Annotated in this window: 26 protein-coding genes; 12 read left to right on the forward strand and 14 right to left on the reverse strand. The window is 49.9% G+C overall.

From position 1 onward, the window contains the following. Window positions 1-9: 9 nt before the first annotated feature. Genes fdoH through fdhE form a run of 3 tightly spaced genes read left to right on the forward strand, consistent with a single transcriptional unit; the run spans window position 10 to window position 2,470 of the window. The gene (gene fdoH / locus ACJHXA_RS17860) at window positions 10-912 is read left to right on the forward strand and encodes a formate dehydrogenase O subunit beta (protein ID WP_000331377.1); all 903 of its coding nucleotides are present in this window, start codon (window positions 10-12) and stop codon (window positions 910-912) included. Next, on the forward strand, window positions 909-1,544 hold the full coding sequence (gene fdoI / locus ACJHXA_RS17865) for a formate dehydrogenase cytochrome b556 subunit (RefSeq protein WP_000829013.1): 636 nt from the start codon (window positions 909-911) through the stop codon (window positions 1,542-1,544). The genes fdoH and fdoI overlap by 4 nt, the downstream gene beginning before the upstream one ends. Continuing rightward, window positions 1,541-2,470, forward strand: a complete 930-nt coding sequence (gene fdhE / locus ACJHXA_RS17870; RefSeq protein ID WP_000027708.1) for a formate dehydrogenase accessory protein FdhE — start codon at window positions 1,541-1,543, stop codon at window positions 2,468-2,470. The genes fdoI and fdhE overlap by 4 nt, the downstream gene beginning before the upstream one ends. A gap of 329 nt (window positions 2,471-2,799) precedes the next feature. Here fdhE and yiiF read toward each other — a convergent pair whose 3' ends face one another. The 4 genes from yiiF to ACJHXA_RS17890 form a co-directional block, all read right to left on the reverse strand. Then, entirely contained in the window at window positions 2,800-3,042 is a 243-nt protein-coding gene (gene yiiF, locus ACJHXA_RS17875) for a protein YiiF (RefSeq protein ID WP_001087409.1), read from the reverse strand. 219 nt (window positions 3,043-3,261) lie between these two features. Beyond that, the gene (locus ACJHXA_RS17880; RefSeq protein ID WP_141087839.1) at window positions 3,262-3,480 is read right to left on the reverse strand and encodes a CopG family transcriptional regulator; all 219 of its coding nucleotides are present in this window, start codon (window positions 3,478-3,480) and stop codon (window positions 3,262-3,264) included. Window positions 3,481-4,084: 604 nt separating this feature from the next. Next, a complete protein-coding gene (gene nadS / locus ACJHXA_RS17885) occupies window positions 4,085-4,375 on the reverse strand; it encodes a NadS family protein (protein WP_000356397.1) in 291 nt (96 codons plus the stop codon). Then, window positions 4,376-4,687 carry a hypothetical protein gene (locus ACJHXA_RS17890; RefSeq protein ID WP_000897305.1) on the reverse strand — a complete coding sequence of 104 codons (312 nt, stop codon included), beginning with the start codon at window positions 4,685-4,687 and terminating at the stop codon, window positions 4,376-4,378. 228 nt (window positions 4,688-4,915) lie between these two features. Here ACJHXA_RS17890 and ACJHXA_RS17895 point away from each other — a divergent pair, with 228 nt between their 5' ends. After that, window positions 4,916-5,824, forward strand: coding sequence for an alpha/beta hydrolase (locus tag ACJHXA_RS17895; protein WP_001162704.1), 909 nt, complete (start codon window positions 4,916-4,918; stop codon window positions 5,822-5,824). Between the two features lie 63 nt (window positions 5,825-5,887). On the opposite strand, the gene fabY is transcribed toward ACJHXA_RS17895, so the two are convergent. The 6 genes from fabY to yihV all read right to left on the reverse strand — a co-directional run bounded on the left by fabY (window position 5,888) and on the right by yihV (window position 10,587). Then, window positions 5,888-6,829, reverse strand: coding sequence for a fatty acid biosynthesis protein FabY (gene fabY, locus ACJHXA_RS17900; protein ID WP_001297068.1), 942 nt, complete (start codon window positions 6,827-6,829; stop codon window positions 5,888-5,890). Window positions 6,830-6,873: 44 nt separating this feature from the next. Continuing rightward, on the reverse strand, window positions 6,874-7,311 hold the full coding sequence (dtd, locus tag ACJHXA_RS17905) for a D-aminoacyl-tRNA deacylase (protein WP_000560983.1): 438 nt from the start codon (window positions 7,309-7,311) through the stop codon (window positions 6,874-6,876). Further along, window positions 7,308-8,180 carry a virulence factor BrkB family protein gene (locus tag ACJHXA_RS17910; RefSeq protein ID WP_000920762.1) on the reverse strand — a complete coding sequence of 291 codons (873 nt, stop codon included), beginning with the start codon at window positions 8,178-8,180 and terminating at the stop codon, window positions 7,308-7,310. Before ACJHXA_RS17910 ends, dtd begins: the two co-directional genes overlap by 4 nt. After that, window positions 8,174-8,773: a glucose-1-phosphatase gene (gene yihX / locus ACJHXA_RS17915; protein WP_001295269.1), complete on the reverse strand. Its 600-nt coding sequence runs from the start codon at window positions 8,771-8,773 to the stop codon at window positions 8,174-8,176. The genes ACJHXA_RS17910 and yihX overlap by 7 nt, the downstream gene beginning before the upstream one ends. A gap of 98 nt (window positions 8,774-8,871) precedes the next feature. Then, complete coding sequence (locus ACJHXA_RS17920; protein WP_000059678.1) at window positions 8,872-9,657, reverse strand: DeoR/GlpR family DNA-binding transcription regulator; 786 nt, start codon at window positions 9,655-9,657, stop codon at window positions 8,872-8,874. A gap of 33 nt (window positions 9,658-9,690) precedes the next feature. After that, a complete protein-coding gene (gene yihV / locus ACJHXA_RS17925; protein WP_000621656.1) occupies window positions 9,691-10,587 on the reverse strand; it encodes a sulfofructose kinase in 897 nt (298 codons plus the stop codon). A gap of 167 nt (window positions 10,588-10,754) precedes the next feature. On the opposite strand from yihV, the gene yihU reads away from it, so the two are divergent. The 8 genes from yihU to ompL all read left to right on the forward strand — a co-directional run bounded on the left by yihU (window position 10,755) and on the right by ompL (window position 20,723). Continuing rightward, window positions 10,755-11,651: a sulfolactaldehyde 3-reductase gene (yihU, locus tag ACJHXA_RS17930; RefSeq protein ID WP_000718896.1), complete on the forward strand. Its 897-nt coding sequence runs from the start codon at window positions 10,755-10,757 to the stop codon at window positions 11,649-11,651. 23 nt (window positions 11,652-11,674) lie between these two features. Then, window positions 11,675-12,553 (forward strand): sulfofructosephosphate aldolase, encoded by an 879-nt coding sequence (gene yihT, locus ACJHXA_RS17935; protein WP_001046453.1) that lies wholly within the window; start codon window positions 11,675-11,677, stop codon window positions 12,551-12,553. A gap of 16 nt (window positions 12,554-12,569) precedes the next feature. Further along, window positions 12,570-13,811 (forward strand): sulfoquinovose isomerase, encoded by a 1,242-nt coding sequence (gene yihS, locus ACJHXA_RS17940; RefSeq protein WP_000870916.1) that lies wholly within the window; start codon window positions 12,570-12,572, stop codon window positions 13,809-13,811. Between the two features lie 137 nt (window positions 13,812-13,948). Then, window positions 13,949-14,851: an aldose-1-epimerase gene (locus ACJHXA_RS17945; protein WP_001315929.1), complete on the forward strand. Its 903-nt coding sequence runs from the start codon at window positions 13,949-13,951 to the stop codon at window positions 14,849-14,851. Window positions 14,852-15,049: 198 nt separating this feature from the next. Then, complete coding sequence (gene yihQ, locus ACJHXA_RS17950; protein ID WP_000380841.1) at window positions 15,050-17,086, forward strand: sulfoquinovosidase; 2,037 nt, start codon at window positions 15,050-15,052, stop codon at window positions 17,084-17,086. A gap of 45 nt (window positions 17,087-17,131) precedes the next feature. Beyond that, window positions 17,132-18,517, forward strand: a complete 1,386-nt coding sequence (locus tag ACJHXA_RS17955; RefSeq protein ID WP_000018376.1) for an MFS transporter — start codon at window positions 17,132-17,134, stop codon at window positions 18,515-18,517. A 42-nt stretch (window positions 18,518-18,559) separates the two neighbouring features. After that, a complete protein-coding gene (locus ACJHXA_RS17960) occupies window positions 18,560-19,963 on the forward strand; it encodes an MFS transporter (protein WP_001297066.1) in 1,404 nt (467 codons plus the stop codon). Between the two features lie 67 nt (window positions 19,964-20,030). Continuing rightward, window positions 20,031-20,723 carry a porin OmpL gene (gene ompL / locus ACJHXA_RS17965; protein ID WP_000723474.1) on the forward strand — a complete coding sequence of 231 codons (693 nt, stop codon included), beginning with the start codon at window positions 20,031-20,033 and terminating at the stop codon, window positions 20,721-20,723. 90 nt (window positions 20,724-20,813) lie between these two features. On the opposite strand, the gene ACJHXA_RS17970 is transcribed toward ompL, so the two are convergent. From ACJHXA_RS17970 to typA, 4 genes are all read right to left on the reverse strand, one after another. Continuing rightward, window positions 20,814-22,079 carry an MFS transporter gene (locus tag ACJHXA_RS17970; RefSeq protein ID WP_000956312.1) on the reverse strand — a complete coding sequence of 422 codons (1,266 nt, stop codon included), beginning with the start codon at window positions 22,077-22,079 and terminating at the stop codon, window positions 20,814-20,816. Window positions 22,080-22,180: 101 nt separating this feature from the next. Further along, entirely contained in the window at window positions 22,181-23,161 is a 981-nt protein-coding gene (locus tag ACJHXA_RS17975; protein WP_000256396.1) for a sugar phosphate isomerase/epimerase family protein, read from the reverse strand. 7 nt (window positions 23,162-23,168) lie between these two features. Beyond that, entirely contained in the window at window positions 23,169-23,879 is a 711-nt protein-coding gene (locus ACJHXA_RS17980) for a GntR family transcriptional regulator (protein WP_000147430.1), read from the reverse strand. A gap of 216 nt (window positions 23,880-24,095) precedes the next feature. Further along, complete coding sequence (gene typA / locus ACJHXA_RS17985) at window positions 24,096-25,919, reverse strand: ribosome-dependent GTPase TypA (protein WP_000570668.1); 1,824 nt, start codon at window positions 25,917-25,919, stop codon at window positions 24,096-24,098. Window positions 25,920-26,156: the final 237 nt, after the last annotated feature.

Raw genomic sequence — 26,156 nt, forward strand, 5'->3', positions numbered from 1 at the left:
AGACGACATATGGCTTATCAATCTCAAGATATCATTCGTCGTTCCGCGACTAACGGTCTGACCCCCGCGCCTCAGGCGCGGGACTTCCAGGAAGAAGTGGCGAAACTCATCGACGTCACCACCTGTATCGGCTGTAAAGCCTGTCAGGTGGCGTGTTCAGAGTGGAACGACATTCGCGATACCGTCGGCAATAACATTGGGGTGTACGACAACCCCAATGATTTAAGCGCCAAATCGTGGACGGTAATGCGCTTCTCGGAAGTGGAGCAGAACGACAAACTGGAATGGCTGATCCGCAAAGACGGCTGTATGCACTGTTCCGATCCAGGCTGCCTGAAAGCGTGCCCGGCGGAAGGTGCAATTATTCAGTATGCCAACGGTATCGTCGACTTCCAGTCCGAGCAGTGCATTGGCTGCGGTTATTGCATTGCGGGCTGTCCGTTCGACATTCCGCGCCTCAACCCGGAAGACAACCGCGTCTACAAATGTACGCTGTGCGTTGACCGCGTGGTGGTTGGGCAAGAACCAGCCTGCGTGAAGACCTGCCCAACGGGCGCGATTCACTTCGGTACGAAAGAGTCGATGAAAACGCTGGCGAGCGAGCGCGTTGCTGAGCTGAAAACCCGCGGTTACGACAATGCGGGTCTGTACGATCCGGCAGGCGTCGGTGGTACACACGTCATGTACGTGCTGCACCATGCTGACAAGCCAAATCTGTATCATGGCTTGCCGGAGAACCCGGAAATCAGCGAAACCGTGAAATTCTGGAAAGGCATCTGGAAACCGCTCGCGGCTGTTGGCTTTGCGGCTACCTTTGCGGCCAGTATCTTCCACTACGTGGGTGTCGGTCCGAACCGTGCGGATGAGGAAGAGAATAATCTGCACGAAGAGAAAGACGAGGAGCGCAAATGAAACGACGTGACACCATCGTGCGCTACACCGCGCCGGAACGTATCAACCACTGGATCACCGCCTTCTGCTTCATCCTGGCGGCGGTGAGCGGGCTGGGCTTTTTGTTCCCGTCCTTCAACTGGTTGATGCAAATCATGGGCACACCGCAGCTGGCGCGAATTCTGCACCCGTTTGTCGGCGTGGTTATGTTTGCCTCGTTCATCATCATGTTTTTCCGTTACTGGCATCACAACCTAATCAATCGGGATGATATCTTTTGGGCGAAGAATATTCGTAAGATCGTCGTCAACGAGGAAGTAGGTGACACCGGGCGTTATAACTTCGGTCAGAAATGCGTTTTCTGGGCGGCGATTATTTTCCTGGTTCTGCTGCTGGTGAGCGGCGTGATTATCTGGCGTCCTTATTTTGCGCCTGCTTTCTCAATCCCGGTGATCCGATTCGCGTTAATGCTGCATTCATTTGCCGCAGTGGCGTTAATTGTGGTTATCATGGTGCATATCTACGCCGCCCTTTGGGTGAAAGGCACGATTACCGCCATGGTGGAAGGATGGGTTACCAGCGCCTGGGCGAAGAAACATCACCCGCGCTGGTACCGTGAGGTCCGCAAGACAACGGAAAAGAAAGCTGAATGAGTATTCGCATAATCCCGCAAGATGAGCTGGGTTCGAGCGAGAAACGTACGGCGGATATGATTCCGCCGTTATTGTTCCCTCGGCTCAAGAATTTATACAACCGCCGCGCCGAGCGTCTGCGCGAGCTGGCAGAAAATAATCCGCTGGGTGATTACCTGCGCTTTGCTGCGCTTATCGCCCACGCCCAGGAAGTGGTGCTGTACGACCATCCGCTGGAGATGGATCTGACCGCGCGCATTAAAGAAGCCAGCGCACAGGGCAAGCCCCCGCTGGATATTCACGTTCTGCCGCGTGATAAGCACTGGCAAAAGCTGCTGATGGCGCTGATTGCTGAGCTGAAACCTGAAATGAGCGGCCCGGCGCTGGCAGTGATTGAGAATCTGGAGAAGGCATCAACTCAGGAGCTGGAAGATATGGCCAGCGCACTGTTTGCCTCTGATTTCTCATCCGTCAGCAGCGATAAAGCGCCGTTTATCTGGGCTGCACTGTCGCTCTACTGGGCGCAGATGGCCAATCTGATCCCCGGCAAAGCCCGCGCTGAATACGGCGAGCAACGTCAATATTGCCCGGTTTGTGGTTCTATGCCGGTGTCCAGCATGGTGCAAATTGGCACCACTCAGGGTCTGCGTTACCTGCACTGCAACCTGTGTGAAACCGAATGGCACGTAGTGCGCGTAAAATGCAGCAACTGCGAGCAGAGCGGCAAACTGCATTACTGGTCGCTGGATGACGAACAGGCCGCGATTAAAGCCGAAAGCTGCGATGACTGTGGCACTTACCTGAAGATTCTTTATCAGGAAAAAGAACCGAAAGTTGAAGCCGTGGCAGATGACCTCGCTTCTCTGGTACTGGACGCGCGAATGGAGCAAGAAGGCTATGCCCGCAGTTCCATCAACCCGTTCCTGTTTCCGGGTGAAGGGGAGTAATCTCTGACGTTTTCCGGGTGGCGCTGGTCGCCCGGATTACAGCTCATAGGGTGTGACGACACCATCTCTCGTATTCCGCGTTACCCATTCAAGATCATGCCGCAATTGTCTGTTTGCCTCGTTCTTCCCTCCAACACATCGATAAGGTTATGGGTATGTCACTGATGACAAGCGTATGATTGCCTGATGCGCTGCGCTTATCAGCCCTACCAATAAACTTCAATATATTGAATTTGCATGACTTTGTAGGCCGGATAAGGCGTTCACACCGCATCCGGCATGAACAACGCGCACGTTGTCAGCAATCTGATTGACATCATTTTTTCCCATTACCATTCCTCGCGCAGCTTACGCTGATATTCGACACCATCTTCCTCACACCCTTGCCAGATGCCAGGAACACTGGTTCTTGCTGTTTGCGATTGATTTATCAGGTATTGATCTACCGCTTCCCTTAATAGGTCCGCACGAGGAAGATTACGCTGCACCTCGAGATCATCAAGTTGCTTAATCACCTCATTCGATAAATCGAGTAAAATTCTGCCCATATCTATACCTACCAGAGAGTTCATAAATATCTCGCCAATATCATTTTTGAATCTATGGAGAGAAAAGTACCCTTGTCGAATCTTTAAAGAAAGCTCATTTACGAATCATTTTTTATTTTTGCGAGGCGTTTTCCAGATATGATGTAACAGTTGCAGTTATTATAAGTTCAAGTAAAACAACCTTGTATTAATACCAGAATAAGGGCATCTGGTTTTTTATATTCAAGAATAAAAAAATTTTTGTCATTCCTTATGATCCTTACACTGATCATAAACACCTACTGTCTTACCCCTTTGCCTGCCTCTCTTTGCTTTACGCACCGGAAATTGCTGCCGCTCCAGATATTGCTCAACCGCTTCGCGTAAAATTGCAGATCGTGAAACCTTACGCCAGCCCCGAAGCTTGTTCAGCCGTTTAATTGCCTCTTCTGATAAATGAAGAAAAACCGTATTCATCGCCATTACCACCACCTTACATATATTACTCATTAATGTATGTGCGAAAATTACGCCGGAAAATCATTTAAAAAAAGCGGATTTTTGCATGTTGTTTTGTTTTTGCGAGGTGTTTTCCAGAAATAATAAGAGTGTTGCAGTTGTTTCATTTATTACTCAAAAATGGTTTAGTTATCGCCCAGGATGAGTTATGGATGCTATGAATATATTATATTCAGGGATGTTTATTTTTTGATTGGATCTTTATTTGCATAATCTGAATGGTGTACCCGAAAAATGTCAGCATCCTAACAGCACCCGGATTTAAGGTGAAATTAATCATCCATCACAGACCGGTCAGTACTGCCACCAACCGGTCTTTACTTGCTCATCGTTATAATTTTGTTGGTAACAGTTCGGGAAACAAGGAATTCCTTCCGGAACCCCCCGGTATCATCCGATAGCATTGACGTCAATCATCAGCGCGACGATGAGTTTTTTTAATCGCATCATAGGGTGGCGACGTTCAGCACGATTACGGGTCATAGCAAAACTCCTGGGCAGGCGACCACTATGCCGCTTTCACAGGAGTTCTGAATGCTAGTGCTTTCTGTATGGCATAACCATGCCTCTAACGGTTAAGTGCTTGCAGCACATGTTGCGGATCATTGGCAATCGCTCGCAGCAAAGCCTTTGCAGGCCCGGTCGGTGAACGTCGCCCCTGCTCCCAGTTACGCAACGTGTCTACGCTTACAGAAATAAGATCGGCAAATTTAGATTGTGACAACCCTGAAGCGCGGCGTATTTCTTTGATTTTCATAGCATCAACTTCAAAAGTCCGCGAAGGCTGTCGCGTTCCTTCAATAATTTCATTCATCTGGGCCATGCTGTGAGTCAACCGCTCAAAAAGTGCCTTATCCATTTACCACCTCGTATTTAACAACCGGAGCATTGCTTTTTCCTGGGGAGACAGATCATCTTTAATACCCTTACGATAAATAAGCAGTAATCTGATCTCATAATGTTTAACCTGATGAAAATAAATAACCCTGACACCAGCACGTTTCCCCTTTCCTCCTGAAACCCATCGAACCTTTCTTAACCCACCAGTTTCAGGTATTACCTCACCATAGTCAGGATTCAAGGCCAGGAAAAACTGAAAACGACTGAATTCATCGTCGGTCAGCAGTTTTTGAACATCTTCAGTAAAAATTTCCGTTTCGATGAAGAGCATAATTATACGCCATTGGCTTAGAGTAACAATCCTTTTTGTACGTCATTGACGTACCCTTGAAACCACTAGCTTACTGATAGTGCTCCAGCAAAACCACGTCTCTGCCGGGTTTGTCTTTAGATTTGCGAGGCGCTTTCCAGATTTTTCACGCCCGTGAATTTCCCTGTATCCATCCAGCAAAAACGGGTGTATAAGACTGTACATTCATACAGCAAAATAAGTTCTACTATGGCACTGGAAAAAGGAATTGCAGAGTTAGTCGAAAAGTTTATCGCTGCGGGTCGCCCCTCATCGCGTCAACAAAGTATTGCGCAGCGCAGGGAGGGCTATATCGCCAGCGCTGTCCTTGCGGGTGAGACAGAAACGCGGGTAGATATTCAGACTATCGAACTTGAAGGGATGACCTTACGAATAGTGTCGCCGCTGAATGCCCCGACATTACTCCCGACGATAATTTATTACTACGGTGGCTGTTTTGTTAGCGGCGGGTTCGCAACTCACGACAACCAGCTGCGCCAGTTAGCCTATTACGGGCAATGTCGGGTTATTGCCGTCCAGTATCGGCTGGCACCGGAACATACTTTCCCCGCCGCCCATGATGATGCGCAACGAGGTGCAGAAATAGTCTGGCAACACGCCGAACGACTCGGCGTTGATAAACAACGTATAACTCTTGCCGGTGACAGTGCGGGCGGACATCTGGCGCTGGTAACTGCTTTGCGATTAAAGCGTGCTGGCGAGTGGCAACCGGCACAACTCATCTTAATTTATCCTATGCTTGATGCGACTGCGCATTTCGAAAGCTACATACGCAATGGTCACGATTACATCATCACACGCGACACTTTACTGAGCGGCTTTGAGATGTATCTGCCAGGCATTGAACGCAGGCATCCTGAAGCCAGCCCTCTTTGGCGCGATGATTTCAATGGCTTGCCACCTGTACATATCATTACCGCTGAATACGACCCACTTTGCGATGAAGGTGAAGCGTTGTATCACCGCATGACAGGGCAAGGAGTGCAATGCACCTGCCAACGCTACCTTGGCGTTATCCACGGATTTTTTCAGTTAGGTGGTATCAGCGAGGCCGCGCGATCGGCACTACGGGATGTTGCCTGGAGAGCGGGAAGGTAACTTCGGACCTGGGCCCTGAAAAGGTTTTCAGATTGAAAACCTTTTCAGTCAAGTAAAACGCCCCTACTCTTCTTCGTTCCCGCCCTCTTCATACGGGCCAAATGGCTTCGCGGGCAGAACGATATACGTGCCTTCAAACACTGCACCCGGCGTCTCGTCGCCAAAGATTTCAACTTGCATCTGCACCCGTGCTTTTCGTCCGCGCGCCAGACGGTCGAGATCGCCGCTTAAGGCACCAAGGTCGGCTACCGCATGAGGTTTACCGCTAATCGGCTTGCTGTAGCGGATATGCGCATCCGCCAGAATAATCGTTCCGCCGAGATGGCGTTCGCGCAGCATCAGCCAGATAAGCCCCCAACCGGTGAGCGTCGCCAGCGAGAATAAACTCCCGGCAAACAGCGTATGGTGCGGATTCTGATTGCCGGTTTCCGGCATGGTGGTGATAAATTTTTGCCCGGTATATTGTTGAATACGCACGCCCATTTTTTCACTAAGCGGGATATGTTCGTACCACGCCTGTTGCAGCTGCGCGCACCAGTCGCCGCGATGCAAAATATCATCCAGAGTGGCGACGGGCTTAATCATCAAAAAATGGCGAATCGGCGTGGTGGTTGGCGTGGTGATTTCTCCCTGATTAACAAACCCCAGCTTGGCGAAAAACTCCACCGCGTCTTCACGGGCGCTACAGGTCACGCGCTTAACGCCTTCCTGACGCGCCACCGACTCCAGGGTCATCGCCATCAGCGTTCCTAACCCTTTGTCCTGCACGTCCGGGTGAACGGCCATAAAGCGAATGGACGCTTCATTGTCGGCATTAATATACAGTCGGCCTACCGCCACCAGATTACCCTGCTCGTCGACGACCATCTGGTGATGCGCCATCGCATCCCACGCGTCGCGTTCCGAACCTTTTGGTTGATGCAGGGGCTTACGCAACATTTCCCAGCGAAACTGATAGTAACGCTCTAATTCTTCTTCTGTTTGTGGAACCCGAAGGTGATACATAGCGATACTCTCTCTTGTTTCCCGTGACAACCCTGGAAGCTGGCTCATACCTGCAACCAGAATGTCACGGGGCCATCATTGACCAGCGATACCTGCATATCGGCAGCGAAGCGTCCTGTTTGCGTGTTCATCTCTTGCTGGCGGCAGCGTTCGACGAAATAGTCATATAACGCCTCTGCGCGATCCGGTGATGCGCCTTTGGAGAAACTTGGGCGCATCCCTCGTTCGGTATCTGCGGCGAGGGTAAACTGGGAAACCACCAGTACACTGCCGCCCGCCTGTTGCACGTTGAGATTCATCTTGCCTTCGGCATCGCTAAAGATGCGGTAGCCGAGCACACGCTCGCACAGACGGTTTGCTTTCTGTTCGTCGTCATCCTTTTCGACACCCAATAACACCAAAAGTCCCGCGCCAATTTCGCCCGTCACTTCTCCCTCCACGGTGACGCTGGCACGGGTTACGCGTTGAATTAATGCAATCATGGTTCGTCGTCTTCTTCTTGTTCAGCTGCTTGTTTTAGTTTGCGGTATTCCCCGAGAGTGACAGTAATTTCCGCGCCAAGCAAGACGATACACCATGTCCAGTAGACCCAAACAAAGAGAATGGGGATCACCGCCAGCACACCGTAAATGAGCTGATATGACGGGAACATGGTGATATAAAGCGCGAAACCTTTCTTTCCTGCTTCGAACAGGAGCGCGGCGACAAACGCGCCGACAATCGCGTCGCGGTTAGGTACGCGGATGGTAGGAACAATGCTGTACAGCAACCAGAAGGAGATCCACGACAACAGCAGCGGAAAAATACGCAGCACGTTGTCGATGACAGTATTGAGATCGCTCGCCCAGCGCAGGGAGAGCAAATAGGAACTGATCGCCAGACTGGCCCCTGCCAGCAGCGGCCCCAGCGTTAAAATCATCCAGTACACGGCGAACGAGTAAATTTTTGGTCGCGCTCGTTTACTGCGCCAGATGGTATTCAACGCGCTATCGATGGAGTACATCAGCAATAACGCGGTGACGATCAGCCCGCACGCCCCAACGGCGGTCATCTTGTTGGAATTGGCAACAAATTGTTCGATATACCGCTGAATAACATCGCCAGTAGCAGGCAGAAAGTTGGCAAAAATAAAGTGACGTAACTGAATGCTGACGTCGGAAAACATGGGAAAAGCGGCGAAAAGCGCAAAAACAACGGCAACCAGCGGCACTAATGAGAGCAACGACACATAGGCAAGGTTACCTGCCAGGGTTGTCATGTTGTCCTCATCAATGCGTTGCCAGAGTAGTTTTAGCCAGGCCCATAGTGGACGGGTACGGTGCCTGGCTTTGTCCTGAATGGTTTTTAGCATAACACCTTCGCGAAATAGTCCGGGATGGTGGTTTTATCTTTCACCAGAATACTGGTAATGCCCAGCTGATTGGCTCCTTCTATATTATCGGCGTTATCGTCGAAAAAGACCGTATCGCTGGGTGAAAAACCTTCCGCCTGCAAAACATGCTGGTAAATTCGTGCTTCAGGTTTGCGCATCCCCAGATCTTGCGACAGATAGATATGGTCAGCAGCATCACGAATTTCCGGGTATTCTTCCGGCCAGAAGGTGGTATGCAGGCGGTTGGTATTGGAAAGCACCACCACGCGATGCCCCTGCTCACGCAGTTTATGCATGATGGCGATCACTTCCGGGCGCAGCGCAACAAACACCGCCTGCCAGCCGTGAGAGAACTGCTCGTAGCTTAGCGGTAGAGCCATCTCATGACACAGCGCCTCTGCGAACGCTTCGTCGCTAATTTCCCCACGCTCATGCTGATGAAACGCCTCCCCCATATGAAAACTCTTCTTAAGCGATGCCAGCGGAATACGCGTTAAATCGCTCCAGGCTCCCAGCACACGGTTAAAGTCGATATCGACAATCACATTACCTAAATCAAAGATATAGAGCATTTTTGCCTCCTTTCGCGCCACAAGAAATTAACTGTAGCGGGAAAGGATGGGTTTGGCTATGTGGCAAGGTATGAAGCCAGGTTAACGGTCACAAAAATCTACGCGTCTTCCTGGGGAAGAATGATTTCAATTTGGCTGTCTTGTAAGCGTGATTTTAGCGCAGCGGGCGGCAGCTCGTCGGTAAAGAGCGCAGTGACCTGTGCCACGTTACCAATTTCAACCGCCGCCGAAGCATGATACTTAGTGTGATCGGCGACCAGCAGAATATTTCTCGCGTGCGCCATCATCGTTTTCACCACGTTAGCTTCGTTTACATCAAACTCCATCAACGCGCCATCGCTCTCAATCGCCCCAACGCTTGTTACCAGATAATCAGCACGAAAATCAGCCACAAAGGACGCCGCTGAAGGGCCAATGATCCCGCTATTATGAGAGCGCAACGTACCGCCGGGCACCATCACTTCAAAGCGCGGGTTGTGGTAAAGAATATGCGCCACACGCAGGCTGTTGGTGATTATCCGCAAATGATTATGGTTAAGTAACGCCCGGGCAACATGCTCAACAGTCGTACCAATGGTGATAAATATTGTTGAACCATCAGGAATATAGTCTGCCACCGCTTCGGCAATCGCTTTTTTTTCCTCGGTTTGCGAAACCTCACGCTGCTCGAACGCCGTATTAACGACGCTGGAAGCCCGACCCGCGCCACCGTGATGGCGCGTAATCAGGCCTTGCTCGCTTAATTTACGAATATCCCGGCGGACCGTCTGCGTGGAGACATCCAGCAGATTTGCCAGCTCATCAATATTCATATACCCACGCTCGGCGATCAGCATGAGGAGTTGATCGTGCCGCGGGTTACCGGTTAGTTCGGTAAGGCTCATGAAAATTCCTCGAAAAACCATCACCCTGGCATTTTATACAAAAAGTGACAAAAAAGATCGGGTTTGATCACAGTCAGGGATCCCGGCTCGTCCACCGGGACGTGTGCATTTTAACGCCGCTACACCGCTGGCGAAGCGGACTGACTCCGCTAAATCCCCACTTGTTGCCAGCGCCACCGCCAAAGCGCCGTGAAAAACATCACCCGCACCTGTGGTATCTACCACATCAACTTTGAAGGCCGGTTGATGCTGACGCCCACCATTTTCCAGCCAGTCGCAGCCTGCGCTACCCTGGGTCACATAGACATGACCATTTGTGAGCGTTTGTGCCTGTTTTAGCGCACTGGCCATCTCTTTCACGCCCGTTAAGCGCGCCAGACCCGGTTCTGAAAAGGCCGCGTGATCGCTTAATGCCACCAGCTCACTGATATCCTGCGGCGTAATGTCCCCGTCCAGAACGGTCATCACACCCGCCTGACGGGCCAGGGTGAAGGCTTTTTTAGCGCCGTCGTGCCAGCGTACATCTGCCAGCACAACATCCCACTGAGAGAAATCAATTTCCTCCAACCACTCTGCGTCAGGCAGCAGATCCGGGCTGGGGTAGTTAATGATTATCCGCTCGCCTTTGGTATCCACCATGATGGCGGATTGCGAAGATTTCGCCTGGTTATACCGTTTGGTGTAACGGGTGTTAACGCCCCAGGATTCCAGCTCTGCCAGCAGGCTGTTGCCCGTGTCGTCATCACCTACGCGACCAATAAAATCGACCTGCGCCCCCAGCCTTGCCGCCGCAACCGCTGCCGTCGCCGCTGGCCCGCCACCAACTTCCGTATAATTTCTCGCCACGTATTTACCGCTCTCCGTCGGTAACCCTTCCACGTAATAGATGCGATCCATCACGGTTATACCTACACAAGCAACACGAATCATGGTCATTCCTTAAACATTTTGGGATGCGTTCATTTTAATTTCACCAATTGTTTAAAAAGTGACGGCTGTCAATTTTTTGACGATAAATTACAAATACGATCAAAAACAGACAAGCAAAGCATGTCATAAATGACAAAAAGTGACATCACTGTATTCAGGAGAGGGTTATGGCAGCAATCGCGTTTATCGGTTTAGGACAAATGGGTTCGCCAATGGCGAGCAATTTATTGCAGCAAGGGCATCAACTTCGCGTCTTTGATGTGAACGCCGAAGCTGTGCGGCATCTGGTAGACAAAGGTGCGACTCCCGCCGCCAACCCGGCGCAGGCCGCTAAAGATGCCGAATTTATCATTACCATGTTGCCGAATGGCGATCTGGTGCGCAACGTGTTGTTCGGTGAAAACGGCGTTTGCGAAGGCTTATCTACCGATGCGCTGGTCATTGATATGTCCACCATCCATCCGCTGCAAACCGATAAATTGATTGCCGATATGCAAGCCAAAGGCTTCAGCATGATGGATGTTCCGGTAGGCCGTACTTCTGCAAATGCCATTACCGGTACTCTGTTACTGCTGGCTGGCGGCACCGCTGAACAAGTTGAACGTGCCACACCGATCCTGATGGCGATGGGCAGTGAGTTGATCAACTCTGGCGGTCCGGGCATGGGGATCCGCGTTAAGCTCATCAACAACTACATGAGCATCGCGCTCAATGCGCTTTCGGCAGAAGCCGCCGTTTTGTGCGAAGCCCTGAATCTTCCCTTCGATGTTGCCGTCAAAGTGATGAGCGGTACCGCCGCCGGTAAAGGTCACTTCACCACTTCCTGGCCAAACAAAGTCCTCAGCGGAGATCTTTCTCCCGCCTTCATGATCGATCTTGCCCATAAGGATCTTGGCATCGCCCTTGATGTCGCCAACCAGCTGCATGTGCCAATGCCGCTGGGGGCCGCCTCACGGGAGGTTTATAGCCAGGCGCGCGCAGCGGGTCGCGGTCGCCAGGACTGGTCCGCCATTCTGGAACAGGTCCGTGTCAGTGCCGGGATGACTGCCAAAGTAAAAATGTAACGACTGGATAAAGGAATAAATGAATGAATAAGTACACCATCAACGACATTACGCGCGCATCGGGCGGTTTTGCCATGCTGGCGGTCGATCAGCGCGAAGCCATGCGCATGATGTTTGCCGCGGCTGGGGCACCCGCTCCGGTAGCCGATAGCGTTTTAACTGATTTCAAAGTTAACGCTGCAAAGGCCCTCTCGCCTTATGCCTCGGCGATTCTGGTAGATCAACAATTCTGCTACCGCCAGGTGGTTGAGCAAAACGCGATTGCCAAAAGTTGCGCCATGATTGTCGCCGCCGATGAGTTCATTCCTGGCAACGGTATTCCGGTCGATAGCGTGGTTATTGACCGCAAAATCAATCCGCTACAGATCAAACAAGACGGTGGCAAAGCCTTAAAACTGCTGGTGCTGTGGCGTAGTGATGAAGATGCGCAGCAACGTCTGGATATGGTGAAAGAGTTCAACGAACTGTGCCACTCACACGGTCTGGTAAGCATCATTGAGCCAGTCGTCCGCCCACCGCGTCGTGGCGATAAATTCGATCGCGAACAAGCGATCATCGATGCCGCCAAAGAGCTGGGCGACAGTGGCGCTGACCTCTACAAAGTTGAAATGCCGCTTTATGGCAAAGGTCCGCAACAAGAGCTTCTCTGTGCTTCACAACGTCTGAATGACCATATCAATATGCCATGGGTGATCCTCTCTTCCGGTGTCGACGAAAAACTGTTCCCGCGTGCCGTACGCGTGGCAATGACGGCGGGCGCATCGGGATTCCTGGCAGGCCGTGCAGTCTGGGCATCGGTCGTCGGTTTACCAGACAACGAGCTGATGCTGCGTGACGTTTGCGCACCGAAATTACAACAACTTGGCGATATCGTCGACGAAATGATGGCTAAACGCCGCTAAGATGAGGATAAAAGGAATGAAATGGTTTAACACCCTAAGCCACAACCGTTGGCTGGAACAGGAAACCGACCGCATCTTTGATTTTGGTAAAAATTCCGTAGTGCCGACTGGTTTTGGCTGGTTAGGCAATAAAGGGCAAATCAAAGAAGAGATGGGCACCCATCTGTGGATCACCGCTCGTATGTTGCACGTTTATTCCGTTGCTGCGGCGATGGGTCGACCTGGCGCTTACTCGTTGGTTGATCACGGTATCAAAGCCATGAACGGCGCACTGCGTGATAAAAAATATGGCGGCTGGTATGCCTGCGTGAATGACGAGGGCGTGGTGGATGCCTCCAAACAGGGCTATCAACACTTCTTTGCTCTGCTGGGTGCCGCCAGCGCCGTCACAACGGGTCACCCGGAAGCGCGCAAGCTGCTCGATTACACCATTGAAATTATCGAGAAATATTTCTGGAGCGAAGAAGAGCAGATGTGCCTGGAATCCTGGGACGAAGCCTTCAGCAAAACCGAAGAGTACCGCGGCGGCAATGCCAATATGCACGCGGTGGAAGCTTTCTTGATTGTTTATGACGTCACTCACGACAAAAAATGGCTGGATCGCGCGATTCGCGTGGCTTCCGTGATTATCCACGACGTCGCCAGAAATAATCATTATCGCGTTAACGAACACTTCGATACCCAGTGGAATCCGCTGCCGGATTACAACAAAGATAACCCGGCGCATCGCTTCCGCGCGTTTGGAGGTACACCAGGCCACTGGATCGAATGGGGCCGTTTAATGCTGCACATCCATGCTGCCCTGGAAGCCCGTTGCGAACAACCACCAGCATGGCTGCTAGAAGATGCCAAAGGTCTGTTTAACGCCACCGTGCGCGATGCCTGGGCACCCGATGGCGCGGACGGGATTGTTTATACCGTTGACTGGGAAGGAAAACCGGTGGTCCGCGAACGTGTACGTTGGCCTATCGTCGAAGCAATGGGTACGGCCTACGCGCTCTACACCGTCACTGGCGATCGCCAGTATGAAACCTGGTATCAAACATGGTGGGAGTACTGCATTAAGTACCTGATGGACTATGAAAATGGTTCCTGGTGGCAGGAGCTGGATGCGGACAATAAGGTCACCACCAAAGTCTGGGACGGCAAACAGGATATTTATCACCTGCTGCATTGCCTGGTGATCCCGCGTATCCCGTTAGCGCCCGGCATGGCTCCAGCGGTTGCAGCGGGTCTGCTGGATATTAATGCGAAATAACTGATCTGAAAATAGGGTGCGGGTTTTCCCCTCACCCTAACCCTCTCCCCAAAGGGGCGAGGGGACCGTCCGGTGCAGTTTTTGGGTTTGACATCAGCCTCACGGGAGGCTGTATGTCGTTAATTAAGGTGCCTTGTATGCAAATCACCAATATGCATTGCAGTGGACAGACCGTTTCACTTACCGCGGGGGATTATCACGCGACCATTGTGACCGTCGGTGCTGGTCTGGCTGAATTAACCTTTCAGGGTTGTCATTTAGTCATCCCGCACAAACCCGAAGAGATGCCGCTGGCGCATCTGGGTAAAGTGCTTATTCCGTGGCCGAACCGGATCGCCAACGGCTGTTACCGCTATCAGGGGCAGGAATATCAGTTACCCATTAATGAACATAGTTCAAAAGCCGCTATTCACGGGCTGCTTGCCTGGCGAGACTGGCAAATTAGTGAATTAACCGCCACCAGCGTTACCCTGACAGCTTTTCTGCCGCCCAGTTACGGCTATCCGTTTATGCTGGCTTCGCAGGTTGTTTATTCGCTCAATGCACGCACGGGTCTTTCCGTTGAGATCGCAAGTCAGAATATTGGTACTGTGACCGCACCCTATGGTGTGGGTATTCATCCTTATTTAACCTGCAACTTAACATCTGTTGATGAATATCTGTTCCAGCTTCCGGCAAACCAGGTTTATGCCGTTGATGAACACGTAAATCCGACAACGCTTCACCACGTTGATGAGCTGGATTTAAATTTCACGCAGGCGAAAAAAATAGCCGCGACAAAAATCGACCACACCTTTAAAACCGCTAATGATCTGTGGGAAATAACCATTACCCATCCACAACAGGCGCTTTCGGTTAGCCTTTGTTGCGATCAACCCTGGGTACAAATTTATAGCGGTGAAAAATTACAGCGTCAGGGACTGGCAGTTGAACCTATGAGTTGCCCGCCTAACGCCTTTAATTCAGGTATCGACTTATTATTACTGGAACCAGGAAAACCGCACCGCCTGTTTTTTAACATTTACGGACAGAGAAAATAACTTGTATTGATTAGCAGTCAAAATCATTGAAGAACATTTCACTCGCTAAAGGCAACATTATGTATCTTCAATTTATTAAGTTAAAAACAGCTCAGCTTCTGTAAAGTTTTTATATATCAGTTTTATGAGAATCATTTTACATAAGCCTGTAATAACAGGAAGGCAACAATCTCGTTCTCAACTCTATGGAGATTAGTTATGGATACGCCACGTCCACAGTTATTAGATTTTCAATTTCATCAGAATAACGACAGTTTTACCCTACATTTTCAACAACGTCTTATTTTAACCCATAGCAAAGATAATCCTTGTTTATGGATTGGCTCAGGTATAGCGGATATCGATATGTTCCGCGGTAATTTCAGCATTAAAGATAAACTACAGGAGAAAATTGCGCTTACCGACGCCATCGTCAGCCAGTCACCGGATGGTTGGTTAATTCATTTCAGCCGTGGTTCTGACATTAGCGCCACGCTGAATATCTCTGCCGACGATCAGGGCCGTTTATTGCTGGAACTACAAAACGACAACCTTAACCACAACCGTATCTGGCTGCGCCTTGCCGCTCAACCAGAGGACCATATCTACGGCTGCGGCGAACAGTTTTCCTACTTCGATCTGCGTGGCAAACCGTTCCCGCTATGGACCAGTGAACAAGGCGTTGGTCGCAACAAACAAACCTATGTCACCTGGCAGGCCGACTGCAAAGAAAATGCGGGCGGCGACTATTACTGGACTTTCTTCCCACAGCCTACGTTTGTCAGCACGCAGAAGTATTACTGCCATGTTGATAACAGTTGCTATATGAACTTCGACTTTAGTGCCCCGGAATACCATGAACTGGCGCTGTGGGAAGACAAAGCAACGCTGCGTTTTGAATGTGCTGACACATACATTTCCCTGCTGGAAAAATTAACCGCCCTGCTGGGACGCCAGCCAGAACTGCCCGACTGGATTTATGACGGAGTAACGCTCGGCATTCAGGGCGGGACGGAAGTGTGCCAGAAGAAACTGGACACCATGCGTAACGCGGGCGTGAAGGTCAACGGCATCTGGGCGCAGGACTGGTCCGGTATTCGTATGACCTCTTTTGGCAAACGCGTGATGTGGAACTGGAAGTGGAACAGCGAAAACTACCCGCAACTGGATTCACGCATTAAGCAGTGGAATCAGGAGGGCGTGCAGTTCCTGGCCTATATCAACCCGTATGTTGCCAGCGATAAAGATCTCTGCGAAGAAGCGGCACAACACGGCTATCTGGCAAAAGATGCCTCTGGCGGTGACTATCTGGTGGAGTTTGGCGAGTTTTACGGCGGCGTTGTCGATCTCACTAATCCAGAAGCCTACGCCTGGTTCAAGGAAGTGATCAAAAAGAACATGATTGAACTCGGCTGCGGCGGCTGGATGGCTGACTTCGGCGAGTATCTGCCCACCGACACGTACCTGCATAACGGCGTCAGTGCCGAAATTATGCATAACGCCTGGCCTGCGCTGTGGGCGAAGTGTAACTACGAAGCCCTTGAAGAAACGGGCAAGCTCGGCGAGATCCTTTTCTTTATGCGCGCCGGTTCTACCGGTAGCCAGAAATACTCCACCATGATGTGGGCGGGCGACCAGAACGTCGACTGGAGTCTCGACGATGGCCTGGCGTCGGTTGTCCCGGCGGCGCTGTCGCTGGCAATGACCGGACATGGCCTGCACCACAGCGACATTGGCGGTTACACCACCCTGTTTGAGATGAAGCGCAGCAAAGAGCTGCTGCTGCGCTGGTGCGATTTCAGCGCCTTCACGCCGATGATGCGCACCCACGAAGGTAACCGTCCTGGCGACAACTGGCAGTTTGACGGCGACGCAGAAACTATCGCCCATTTTGCCCGTATGACCTCCGTCTTCACCACCCTGAAACCTTACCTGAAAGAGGCTGTCGCGCTGAATGCGAAGTCCGGCCTGCCGGTTATGCGCCCGCTGTTCCTGCATTACGAAGACGATGCGCACACTTACACCCTGAAATATCAGTACCTGTTAGGTCGCGACATTCTGGTCGCTCCGGTGCATGAAGAAGGCCGTAGCGACTGGACGCTCTATCTGCCGGAGGATAACTGGGTCCACGCCTGGACGGGTGAAGCGTTCCGGGGCGGGGAAGTTACCGTTAATGCGCCCATCGGCAAGCCGCCGGTCTTTTATCGCGCCGATAGCGAATGGGCGGCACTGTTCGCGTCGTTAAAAAGCATCTAATCACATCCGCCCGTGGGGAAACTCATGGGCAAAGGGAGAACATCGATGAGTCACATCACAACGGAAGATCCAGCAACTTTACGCCTGCCCTTTAAAGAGAAACTCTCTTACGGTATTGGCGACCTGGCCTCTAACATCCTGCTGGATATCGGTACGCTTTATCTTTTGAAGTTTTATACCGACGTTCTGGGGCTGCCAGGCACCTATGGCGGCATTATCTTTTTGATTTCAAAATTCTTTACTGCGTTTACCGATATGGGTACCGGCATTATGTTGGATTCCCGACGCAAGATCGGTCCAAAAGGTAAGTTCCGTCCTTTTATTCTGTATGCGTCATTCCCGGTCACCTTACTGGCGATCGCCAACTTTGTCGGCACACCGTTTGATGTCACCGGTAAAACGGTGATGGCCACTATTCTGTTTATGCTTTACGGACTGTTTTTCAGCATGATGAACTGCTCCTACGGCGCAATGGTCCCGGCAATCACCAAAAACCCCAACGAACGCGCCTCACTGGCGGCATGGCGTCAGGGCGGCGCTACGCTGGGCCTGCTGCTGTGCACGGTGGGATTCGTGCCAGTTATGAATCTTATCGAAGGTAATCAGAAACTTGGCTATATCTTCGCCGCCACGCTGTTTTCACTGTTCGGCCTGCTGTTTATGTGGATCTGCTACTCAGGCGTGAAAGAGCGTTATGTCGAAACCCAACCAACCAATCCGGCGCAAAAGCCTGGCCTGTTGCAATCTTTCCGCGCAATTGCCGGTAACCGCCCACTGTTCATTCTGTGTATTGCCAACCTCTGCACCTTAGGGGCGTTTAACGTCAAGCTCGCCATTCAGGTCTATTACACCCAGTACGTACTTAACGATCCCATCCTGTTGTCGTATATGGGATTTTTCAGCATGGGCTGTATTTTCATCGGCGTGTTCCTGATGCCTGGCGCAGTCAGACGTTTTGGTAAGAAGAAGGTCTATATCGGCGGCCTGCTGATTTGGGTGCTGGGCGATCTGCTCAACTATTTCTTCGGCGGCGGCTCGGTCAGCTTTGTGGCGTTCTCCTGCCTGGCGTTCTTCGGCTCAGCGTTTGTTAACAGCCTGAACTGGGCGCTGGTTTCCGACACCGTCGAGTACGGCGAGTGGCGCACCGGCGTGCGTTCGGAAGGCACGGTCTACACCGGCTTCACCTTCTTTCGCAAAGTGTCTCAGGCGCTGGCTGGTTTCTTCCCCGGCTGGATGCTGACGCAAATTGGCTATGTGCCGAACGTCGCACAGGCTGACCACACCATTGAAGGGTTACGCCAGTTGATCTTCATCTACCCAAGCGCACTGGCGGTAGTCACCATTGTGGCGATGGGTTGCTTCTACAGCCTGAACGAGAAGATGTATGTCCGCATTGTGGAAGAGATAGAAGCCCGTAAACGCACGGCGTAATAATAATAAACGACGCCCTGCGGGGCGTTATAAGGAGTGATTATGTCTGACCATAATCCACTGACATTAAAACTGAATCTGCGGGAAAAAATCGCCTATGGTATGGGCGACGTCGGTTCGAATTTAATGCTCTGCATCGGTACTCTGTATCTCCTCAAATTTTATACCGATGAATTAGGGATGCCTGCTTACTATGGCGGGATTATCTTTCTGGTGGCGAAGTTTTTTACCGCGTTTACCGATATGCTCACCGGATTTTTACTCGACTCGCGGAAAAATATTGGGCCTAAAGGCAAATTTCGTCCCTTTATTTTATATGCAGCAGTTCCGGCGGCGTTAATTGCAACGCTCCAGTTTATCGCCACCACCTTTTGTTTGCCGGTTAAAACGACGATTGCCACCGCGCTGTTTATGATGTTTGGACTTTCATACAGTCTGATGAACTGCTCGTATGGTGCGATGATCCCGGCAATTACCAAAAACCCGAATGAGCGCGCGCAGCTCGCGGCTTACCGCCAGGGTGGTGCAACCATAGGGCTATTGATTTGTACCGTGGCGTTTATTCCGTTGCAGTCGCTTTTTTCTGACTCAACCGTCGGTTATGCCTGTGCGGCACTTATGTTCTCCATTGGCGGCTTTATTTTTATGATGCTGTGCTACAGAGGCGTCAAAGAGCATTATGTGGACACAGCGCCAACCGGACATAAAGCCAGTATTCTCAAATCTTTTTGCGCGATATTTCGTAATCCACCATTGCTGGTTTTATGCATTGCTAACCTGTGTACTCTGGCGGCATTTAATATCAAACTGGCGATTCAGGTCTATTACACCCAGTATGTGCTGAATGATATTAATTTATTGTCGTGGATGGGATTCTTCAGTATGGGATGCATCCTCGTCGGCGTATTACTGGTGCCAGTAACTGTAAAATGTTTTGGTAAAAAACAGGTTTATTTAGCTGGCATGGTGCTGTGGGCGGTGGGTGATATACTGAATTATTTCTGGGGAAGTAACTCTTTCACTTTCGTCATGTTCTCTTGTGTCGCCTTTTTTGGCACGGCCTTTGTAAACAGCCTGAACTGGGCACTGGTACCAGATACCGTAGATTACGGTGAATGGAAAACCGGTATTCGTGCCGAAGGTTCTGTTTATACCGGTTATACCTTCTTTCGTAAAATTTCTGCCGCACTTGCTGGCTTCTTGCCAGGCATTATGCTGACGCAAATTGGTTATGTTCCCAACATCGCGCAAAGCGATGCGACATTACAGGGTTTGCGTCAGCTCATTTTTATCTGGCCTTGTGCACTGGCAATTATTGCTGCATTGACGATGGGATTCTTTTACACACTCAATGAAAAACGGTTTGCATTGATTATTGAGGAAATCAACCAACGCAAAAATAAAGAGATGGCGACAGAAGAAAAAACGGCTTCCGTAACGTTATAAATGTCAATAGCCGCTATTTCCATCCTGGTGGGTGGCGGCCTCCCTACGTTTAAAAAATGGACTTATTATGAAAAAGATTAATGCAATAATTTTATTATCTTCTCTGACCTCTGCCTCGGTATTTGCTGGCGCATACGTCGAAAACAGGGAGGCATATAATCTTGCCTCCGATCAGGGCGAGGTTATGCTACGTGTGGGTTATAACTTCGATATGGGCGCGGGTATTATGTTAACCAATACCTACACCTTTCAGCGAGAAGATGAACTAAAACATGGCTATAATGAAATTGAAGGTTGGTATCCTTTATTCAAACCAACCGATAAATTAACCATCCAGCCCGGTGGCTTAATTAATGATAAGAGTATCGGTTCGGGTGGTGCAGTGTATCTGGACGTCAACTATAAATTTGTACCATGGTTTAATCTGACAGTACGAAATCGCTATAACCATAATAACTATAGTTCAACAGATTTGAGCGGGGAACTGGATAATAATGACACCTATGAAATTGGCACCTACTGGAATTTTAAAATCACCGATAAATTTTCCTATACATTTGAGCCACATTACTTCATGCGAGTGAATGACTTTAATAGCAGCAATGGAAAAGATCATCACTGGGAAATCACTAATACCTTCCGTTATCGCATTAATGAACACTGGCTGCCTTATTTCGAATTACGTTGGTTAGATCGTAATGTCGAACCGTACCACCGCGAGCAAAACCAGATTCGTATCGGGACGAAGTATTTCTTCTGATGTGAAACTGCCGGATGCGGCGTAAACGCCTTATCCGGCCTACGGTTGATACGGTTTTCGTTGGCCGGATTAAGCACATCCGGCCATTAATCAAGCTTCAGCCGCCAGCATCTCTTTCTTACGTTGGCTAATTCGCTTAACCAGCATTACGGAAACCACCGCACCACAGAATGCGAAGCAGGCCATAATGCCAAACACGATTTTGTAGCCAATAATCCCCGGATTTAAATCCAGAATGTAGCCATACAGACTGAAGCAGAACATCGCCGGAGCGTAACCAATAAAGCTACCCAACGCCATCGCCGCGCCTGTTTTATTTTCAGCAATTTTTGCTTCGCCGATAGGTGCAAAAAATACGGCTCGCTGTGTAAAGACTATCGCGCCAAAGCCCAGCGTACATGCCATCCCTAAATAGACCGGCATACTTTCGTGCGGCAGCATAATCAACAGTACGAGCGCAGCGGTACTGATGATAAAGGTGTAGCATAGATATTTACTCGGCGATTTCAGGATCTTATCTGAAATCATGCCACCAATCGGTCCACCAATCATTTTCAGACAGTATTGGTTAATGATGCCGTAAGCCCCCACCAGCGCAACGGGCAATAGATAGATGTTTTTCAGGAATGGAATGAAGAATGTCAGGCCACAGTAAACCGCGTAAACGAAGAAGACGTTAAAAGCGATAAGCCAGATAGTTTTGTCTTTCAGCACCGAGGTCATACTGGTGTTTTTCGATGCTCCGTCTTCTTTTTTCACCTCGACGGACGGTGCCTCTTCTTTGTCATTCAGAACAAAGAAAATGATAATGCCTACGGCAATCACAATAAGGGAATAGAACCAGATGCCTGCTTTAAAACCCAATAAGCCACTGCCAAACCAGGTAAATACTGCCAACGCAGAAAATGCCACCACGGTATCGACAATGCCACGCCCTGTTTCGAAGAAGCCAAACAACCGACCTTGTTGTTCGCTATTGCCCAATCGACTTACCGACTTGAGCAAGACCGGCCAGTTCATCATGTCGCAAGTAACGCCAAATAGCGCCCAGACAAAGAGGATGCCCCAATACCCCGGCATTGTCGTCAAATAAACACCCAGTAATCCTGTCGCAATGAGTGAGAATGACATGGTGTATCTGCGTGGTAGTTTATCGGCAAAATAAATAGACAGAAAAAAACCCACTGTCGTGACAAATGAGTTTACCGACATAGCATTACCAATTTGACCATTGGTCAAATGGAAATATTCCTGCATCGGGATATAAAACGCATCTTTCAGCGACGGTAATTTATAAATTGTACCGCCACACAATGTTAATAGACTAAATAACGCCCATTTCTTTTTCGTGAGCATAACATCCCCTAAGCGATTTTTAAAATCACTGTTTTAAAGGCAATAAGATACCGACCATTCATATGGAATGGTTTTATTAACTGCGTATGAGTTAAAACTTATTAGTGGTTCAGAAGATGGTTTGCCTCTTGTTTGATTTGTTGTAGTACGTTACGCACATGATTTATCTGATTAATTGCATCTTCTTTTTCTTTACGTAACCGCGCATCCAGTAAATGATTTTCTGGCAATGGTGTTTCACTCATCTGGCGATAAGGGATCCACGGATTATCATCTTCGTCTTCAAAGCGGAACGCCGGCGCATAGTAATCAACCTCTTCTTCCAGGCCATATGCCGTCACCTGCGGCTCATCATCACCCAGGCATATAAGGTGCGTTAATAACGCTTTGAACGGCATATCACCCTGACCTGAAATACAGGCTTTATGACCCAGGCCACCCGGTTCTTTAACGATCAAGGCATCTTTGATATGGACCTGGGTAATATGCGGCGCCATCGTTTTTAAAGCGTCGATGGGATGCTCATTTGCATTGATCATGTTCGCAAAATCAAACAGTAAGGAAAGAGATTCCATCTCACTTTCTTTGACCAGCGACACCAGCTCATGGCTTTTTAAATCTTCATGCTGTTCGATCGTAAAAGTCAGGCCGCTGTCCTGATACGTTTCCCGTACATAGGCAATGTCGTTAGCGATGATCGATAATACGTCGCGCAAATTACCTTCATAACGTGGATAAAAACGTACGGACGATGCCCCAGTTTTCAACGCAATGGCGACGGCTTCGTCAATAGATGCCTTATCTGAGGCGCTGGTTTCAATATGAATATCAAGGTTCAGACGGCGGGCTTTATCTCCAAAGGCAGAGAGTTCTTTATCGTCCATATTACCAAGAGAAAAACGCTCGCCATCCAGAACATGGATTTTGACGCCACGTAGATTATTTTCACTTGCGATATCAAGTAAATCAGCAGGCAACACTCTTTCCAGCCGCATATTTAAATGAAAGGCATAAGCATGTAAATAAAGAGGAAGAGTGTCGACACGTTGTAGAATCTTTCTTGCGTTATTTATTGTCACCATAAAACACCTACAGATTAATGATGAGGTCTACGGCCTCAAATCGCCAATATTCAATATCTATCTGGACAATATTGCCTTGCTGGTCGGCGCGATGCTTTTCAATTAAGATCGCTGGCATACCCGCAGAACCGCCAAGATACTTGCTGATATCGCCCGGCATTCTGACGGGTTTGAAAATCAATTTTTTTACTACCGTCTCTTTTTGGTAGCACTTTTCCCAGACTGAAGAAAATGAGTGGTTTTCAAGTTGTTCAATAAAACCCGGAGCAACTTCAGGATTAATATATGTTTCGTGATAGAAAACTTTATGTCCTTCCAGCGCCCCCCAGCCGGTGATGCGATAGAGTTCAGTTGATGGCGTCACTGCAATCAGTGGCGCGAGCGTCTCGGGAATATCGCTGGTACGGCTTTTCTCGGTAAACCCCCAGGAAGGTTCCCGCCCTTGCTCAATTGCGGCCCGCTGAAAGCTCGCCGACAGCTCCGGGCTGTAATTAAATCGCGGCTGAGTCACGAACCACCCTTTACGATCCTTACGGAAGATTTTGGATTCTGCTTCGAGGTTCAGCAACGCCTGGCGCAGCGTCATACGTTTAATGCCCAGCAGCTCTCCCAGCTCTCTTTCTGAAGGGAGTTTTCCACCCGGCGTAGTGATGCCATCTTTTAACCACCGATCCAGTTTCTCTTTTGCATTTTCTACGGTGGATTGATTTCCCGTCATTGTTTAATCCTTTTGGTTTAAACCAGATGAGGCATCTTACGCTTACGCCAAAAAAGAAAGCAATTAACGGCGTATGACTTTGCAGATAATTGTGACAAAGCTCTCTATTGACGTAATCCCAGACTTATAAGGGAGATACTCGCATTGGTGTGCGCTCACGACAGGTAAAAAAAAACCTGCCAGCGATGGCAGGTTTTTTATAACTAAAAAACGAAATTAATCGTCTTTCGGTGCGCGGTTGGCGCGGCGACGATCGTTTTCCGTCAGGTGACGTTTACGAATACGGATAGAGGTCGGAGTCACTTCTACCAGTTCGTCATCATCGATGAACTCCAGAGCTTGTTCCAGAGTCATGCGGATAGGCGGAACCAGAACAACGGCTTCGTCAGTACCGGAAGCACGCATGTTGGTCAGTTTCTTACCGGTCAGGCAGTTTACAGTCAGGTCGTTAGAGCGGCTATGAATACCGATAATCTGACCTTCGTAAACTTCTGCACCGTGACCGAGGAACAGCTTACCGCGATCCTGCAGACCGAACAGCGCGAACGCGACCGCTTTACCCTGACCGTTAGAGATCAGTACGCCGTTCTGACGCTGACCCACTTCACCCGGACGTACGTCGTCGTAGTGGCTGAAGGTGGAGTACAGCAGACCAGTACCGGAAGTCATGGTCATGAACTCAGAACGGAAGCCAATCAGACCACGGCTTGGGATCACGTAGTCGAGACGTACGCGGCCTTTACCGTCTGGATTCATGTTTTTCAGGTCGCCTTTACGTTCGCCCAGCGCCTGCATTACAGAACCCTGATGCTGTTCTTCAACGTCCAGAGTCACGTTTTCATATGGCTCTTGTTTACGACCGTCGATTTCACGGAAGATAACTTTCGGACGGGATACCGCCAGTTCGAAACCTTCACGACGCATGTTTTCGATCAGAACAGACAGGTGTAGTTCGCCACGACCAGAAACGCGGAACGCATCAGCGTCTTCGGTTTCTTCTACGCGCAGCGCAACGTTGTGTACCAGTTCTTTGTTCAGACGATCCAGGATCTGACGAGACGTTACGAACTTACCTTCTTTACCGCAGAACGGCGAGGTGTTAACGCAGAAGAACATAGAAACGGTCGGCTCATCAACGGAGAGTGCCGGCAGCGCTTCAACGTTTTGCGTGTCGCAAACGGTGTCAGAAATGTTCAGTTCGCCAAGGCCCGTGATCGCAACGATATCGCCAGCTTCCGCCAGGTCGGTTTCGATACGTTCCAGACCGAGGTGGCCCAGCACTTTACCGACTTTCGCGTTGCGGGTTTTGCCTTCGCTATCGATGATAGTGACCTGCTGGTTCGGCTTCACTTTACCGCGCTTGATGCGGCCAATGCCGATAACGCCAACATAGCTGTTGTAATCGAGCTGAGAAATCTGCATCTGGAACGGACCGTCAAGGTCAACGTCCGGCGCAGGAACGTGGTCAACAATCGCCTGGTACAGCGGGGTCATGTCTTCCGCCATATCTTCGTGGTCCAGACCCGCGATACCGTTCAGCGCAGAAGCGTAAACGATCGGGAAGTCCAGCTGCTCGTCGGTCGCGTCGAGGTTAACGAACAGATCGAATACCTGATCCACAACCCAATCAGGACGCGCGCCAGGGCGGTCAACTTTGTTGATAACAACAATCGGCTTCAGGCCGTAAGCAAACGCTTTTTTGGTTACGAAGCGCGTTTGCGGCATCGGGCCGTCAAATGCGTCAACCACCAGCAGCACTGAGTCTACCATGGACATTACACGTTCAACTTCACCACCGAAGTCGGCGTGCCCCGGGGTATCAACGATGTTGATACGGTAATCATTCCATTTGATAGCGGTGTTTTTCGCGAGGATGGTAATCCCACGCTCTTTCTCCAAATCGTTGGAGTCCATCACGCGCTCTTGGGTTTCGGCACGAGAGTCGAACGTACCGGATTGTTGGAGCAGCTTGTCTACCAGGGTGGTTTTACCATGGTCTACGTGCGCGATGATGGCGATATTACGCAATTTTTCGATCACAACTTTGCCTCAGGCATTAGAAATAGCGCGTTATTGTACACGGATTAATCGCACTACAAAACAGGATCACAAACATCCTCCGCAAACAAGTATTGCAGAGTCCCTTTGTGATCGCTTTCACGGAGCATAAAAAGGGTTATCCAAAGGTCATTGCACCAACATGGTGCTTAATGTTTCCATTGAAGCACTATATTGGTGCAACATTCACATCGTGGTGCAGCCCTTTTGCACGATGGT

This window comes from Escherichia sp. WS33 (assembly GCF_046486385.1).
Lineage (GTDB): Bacteria > Pseudomonadota > Gammaproteobacteria > Enterobacterales > Enterobacteriaceae > ECMA0423.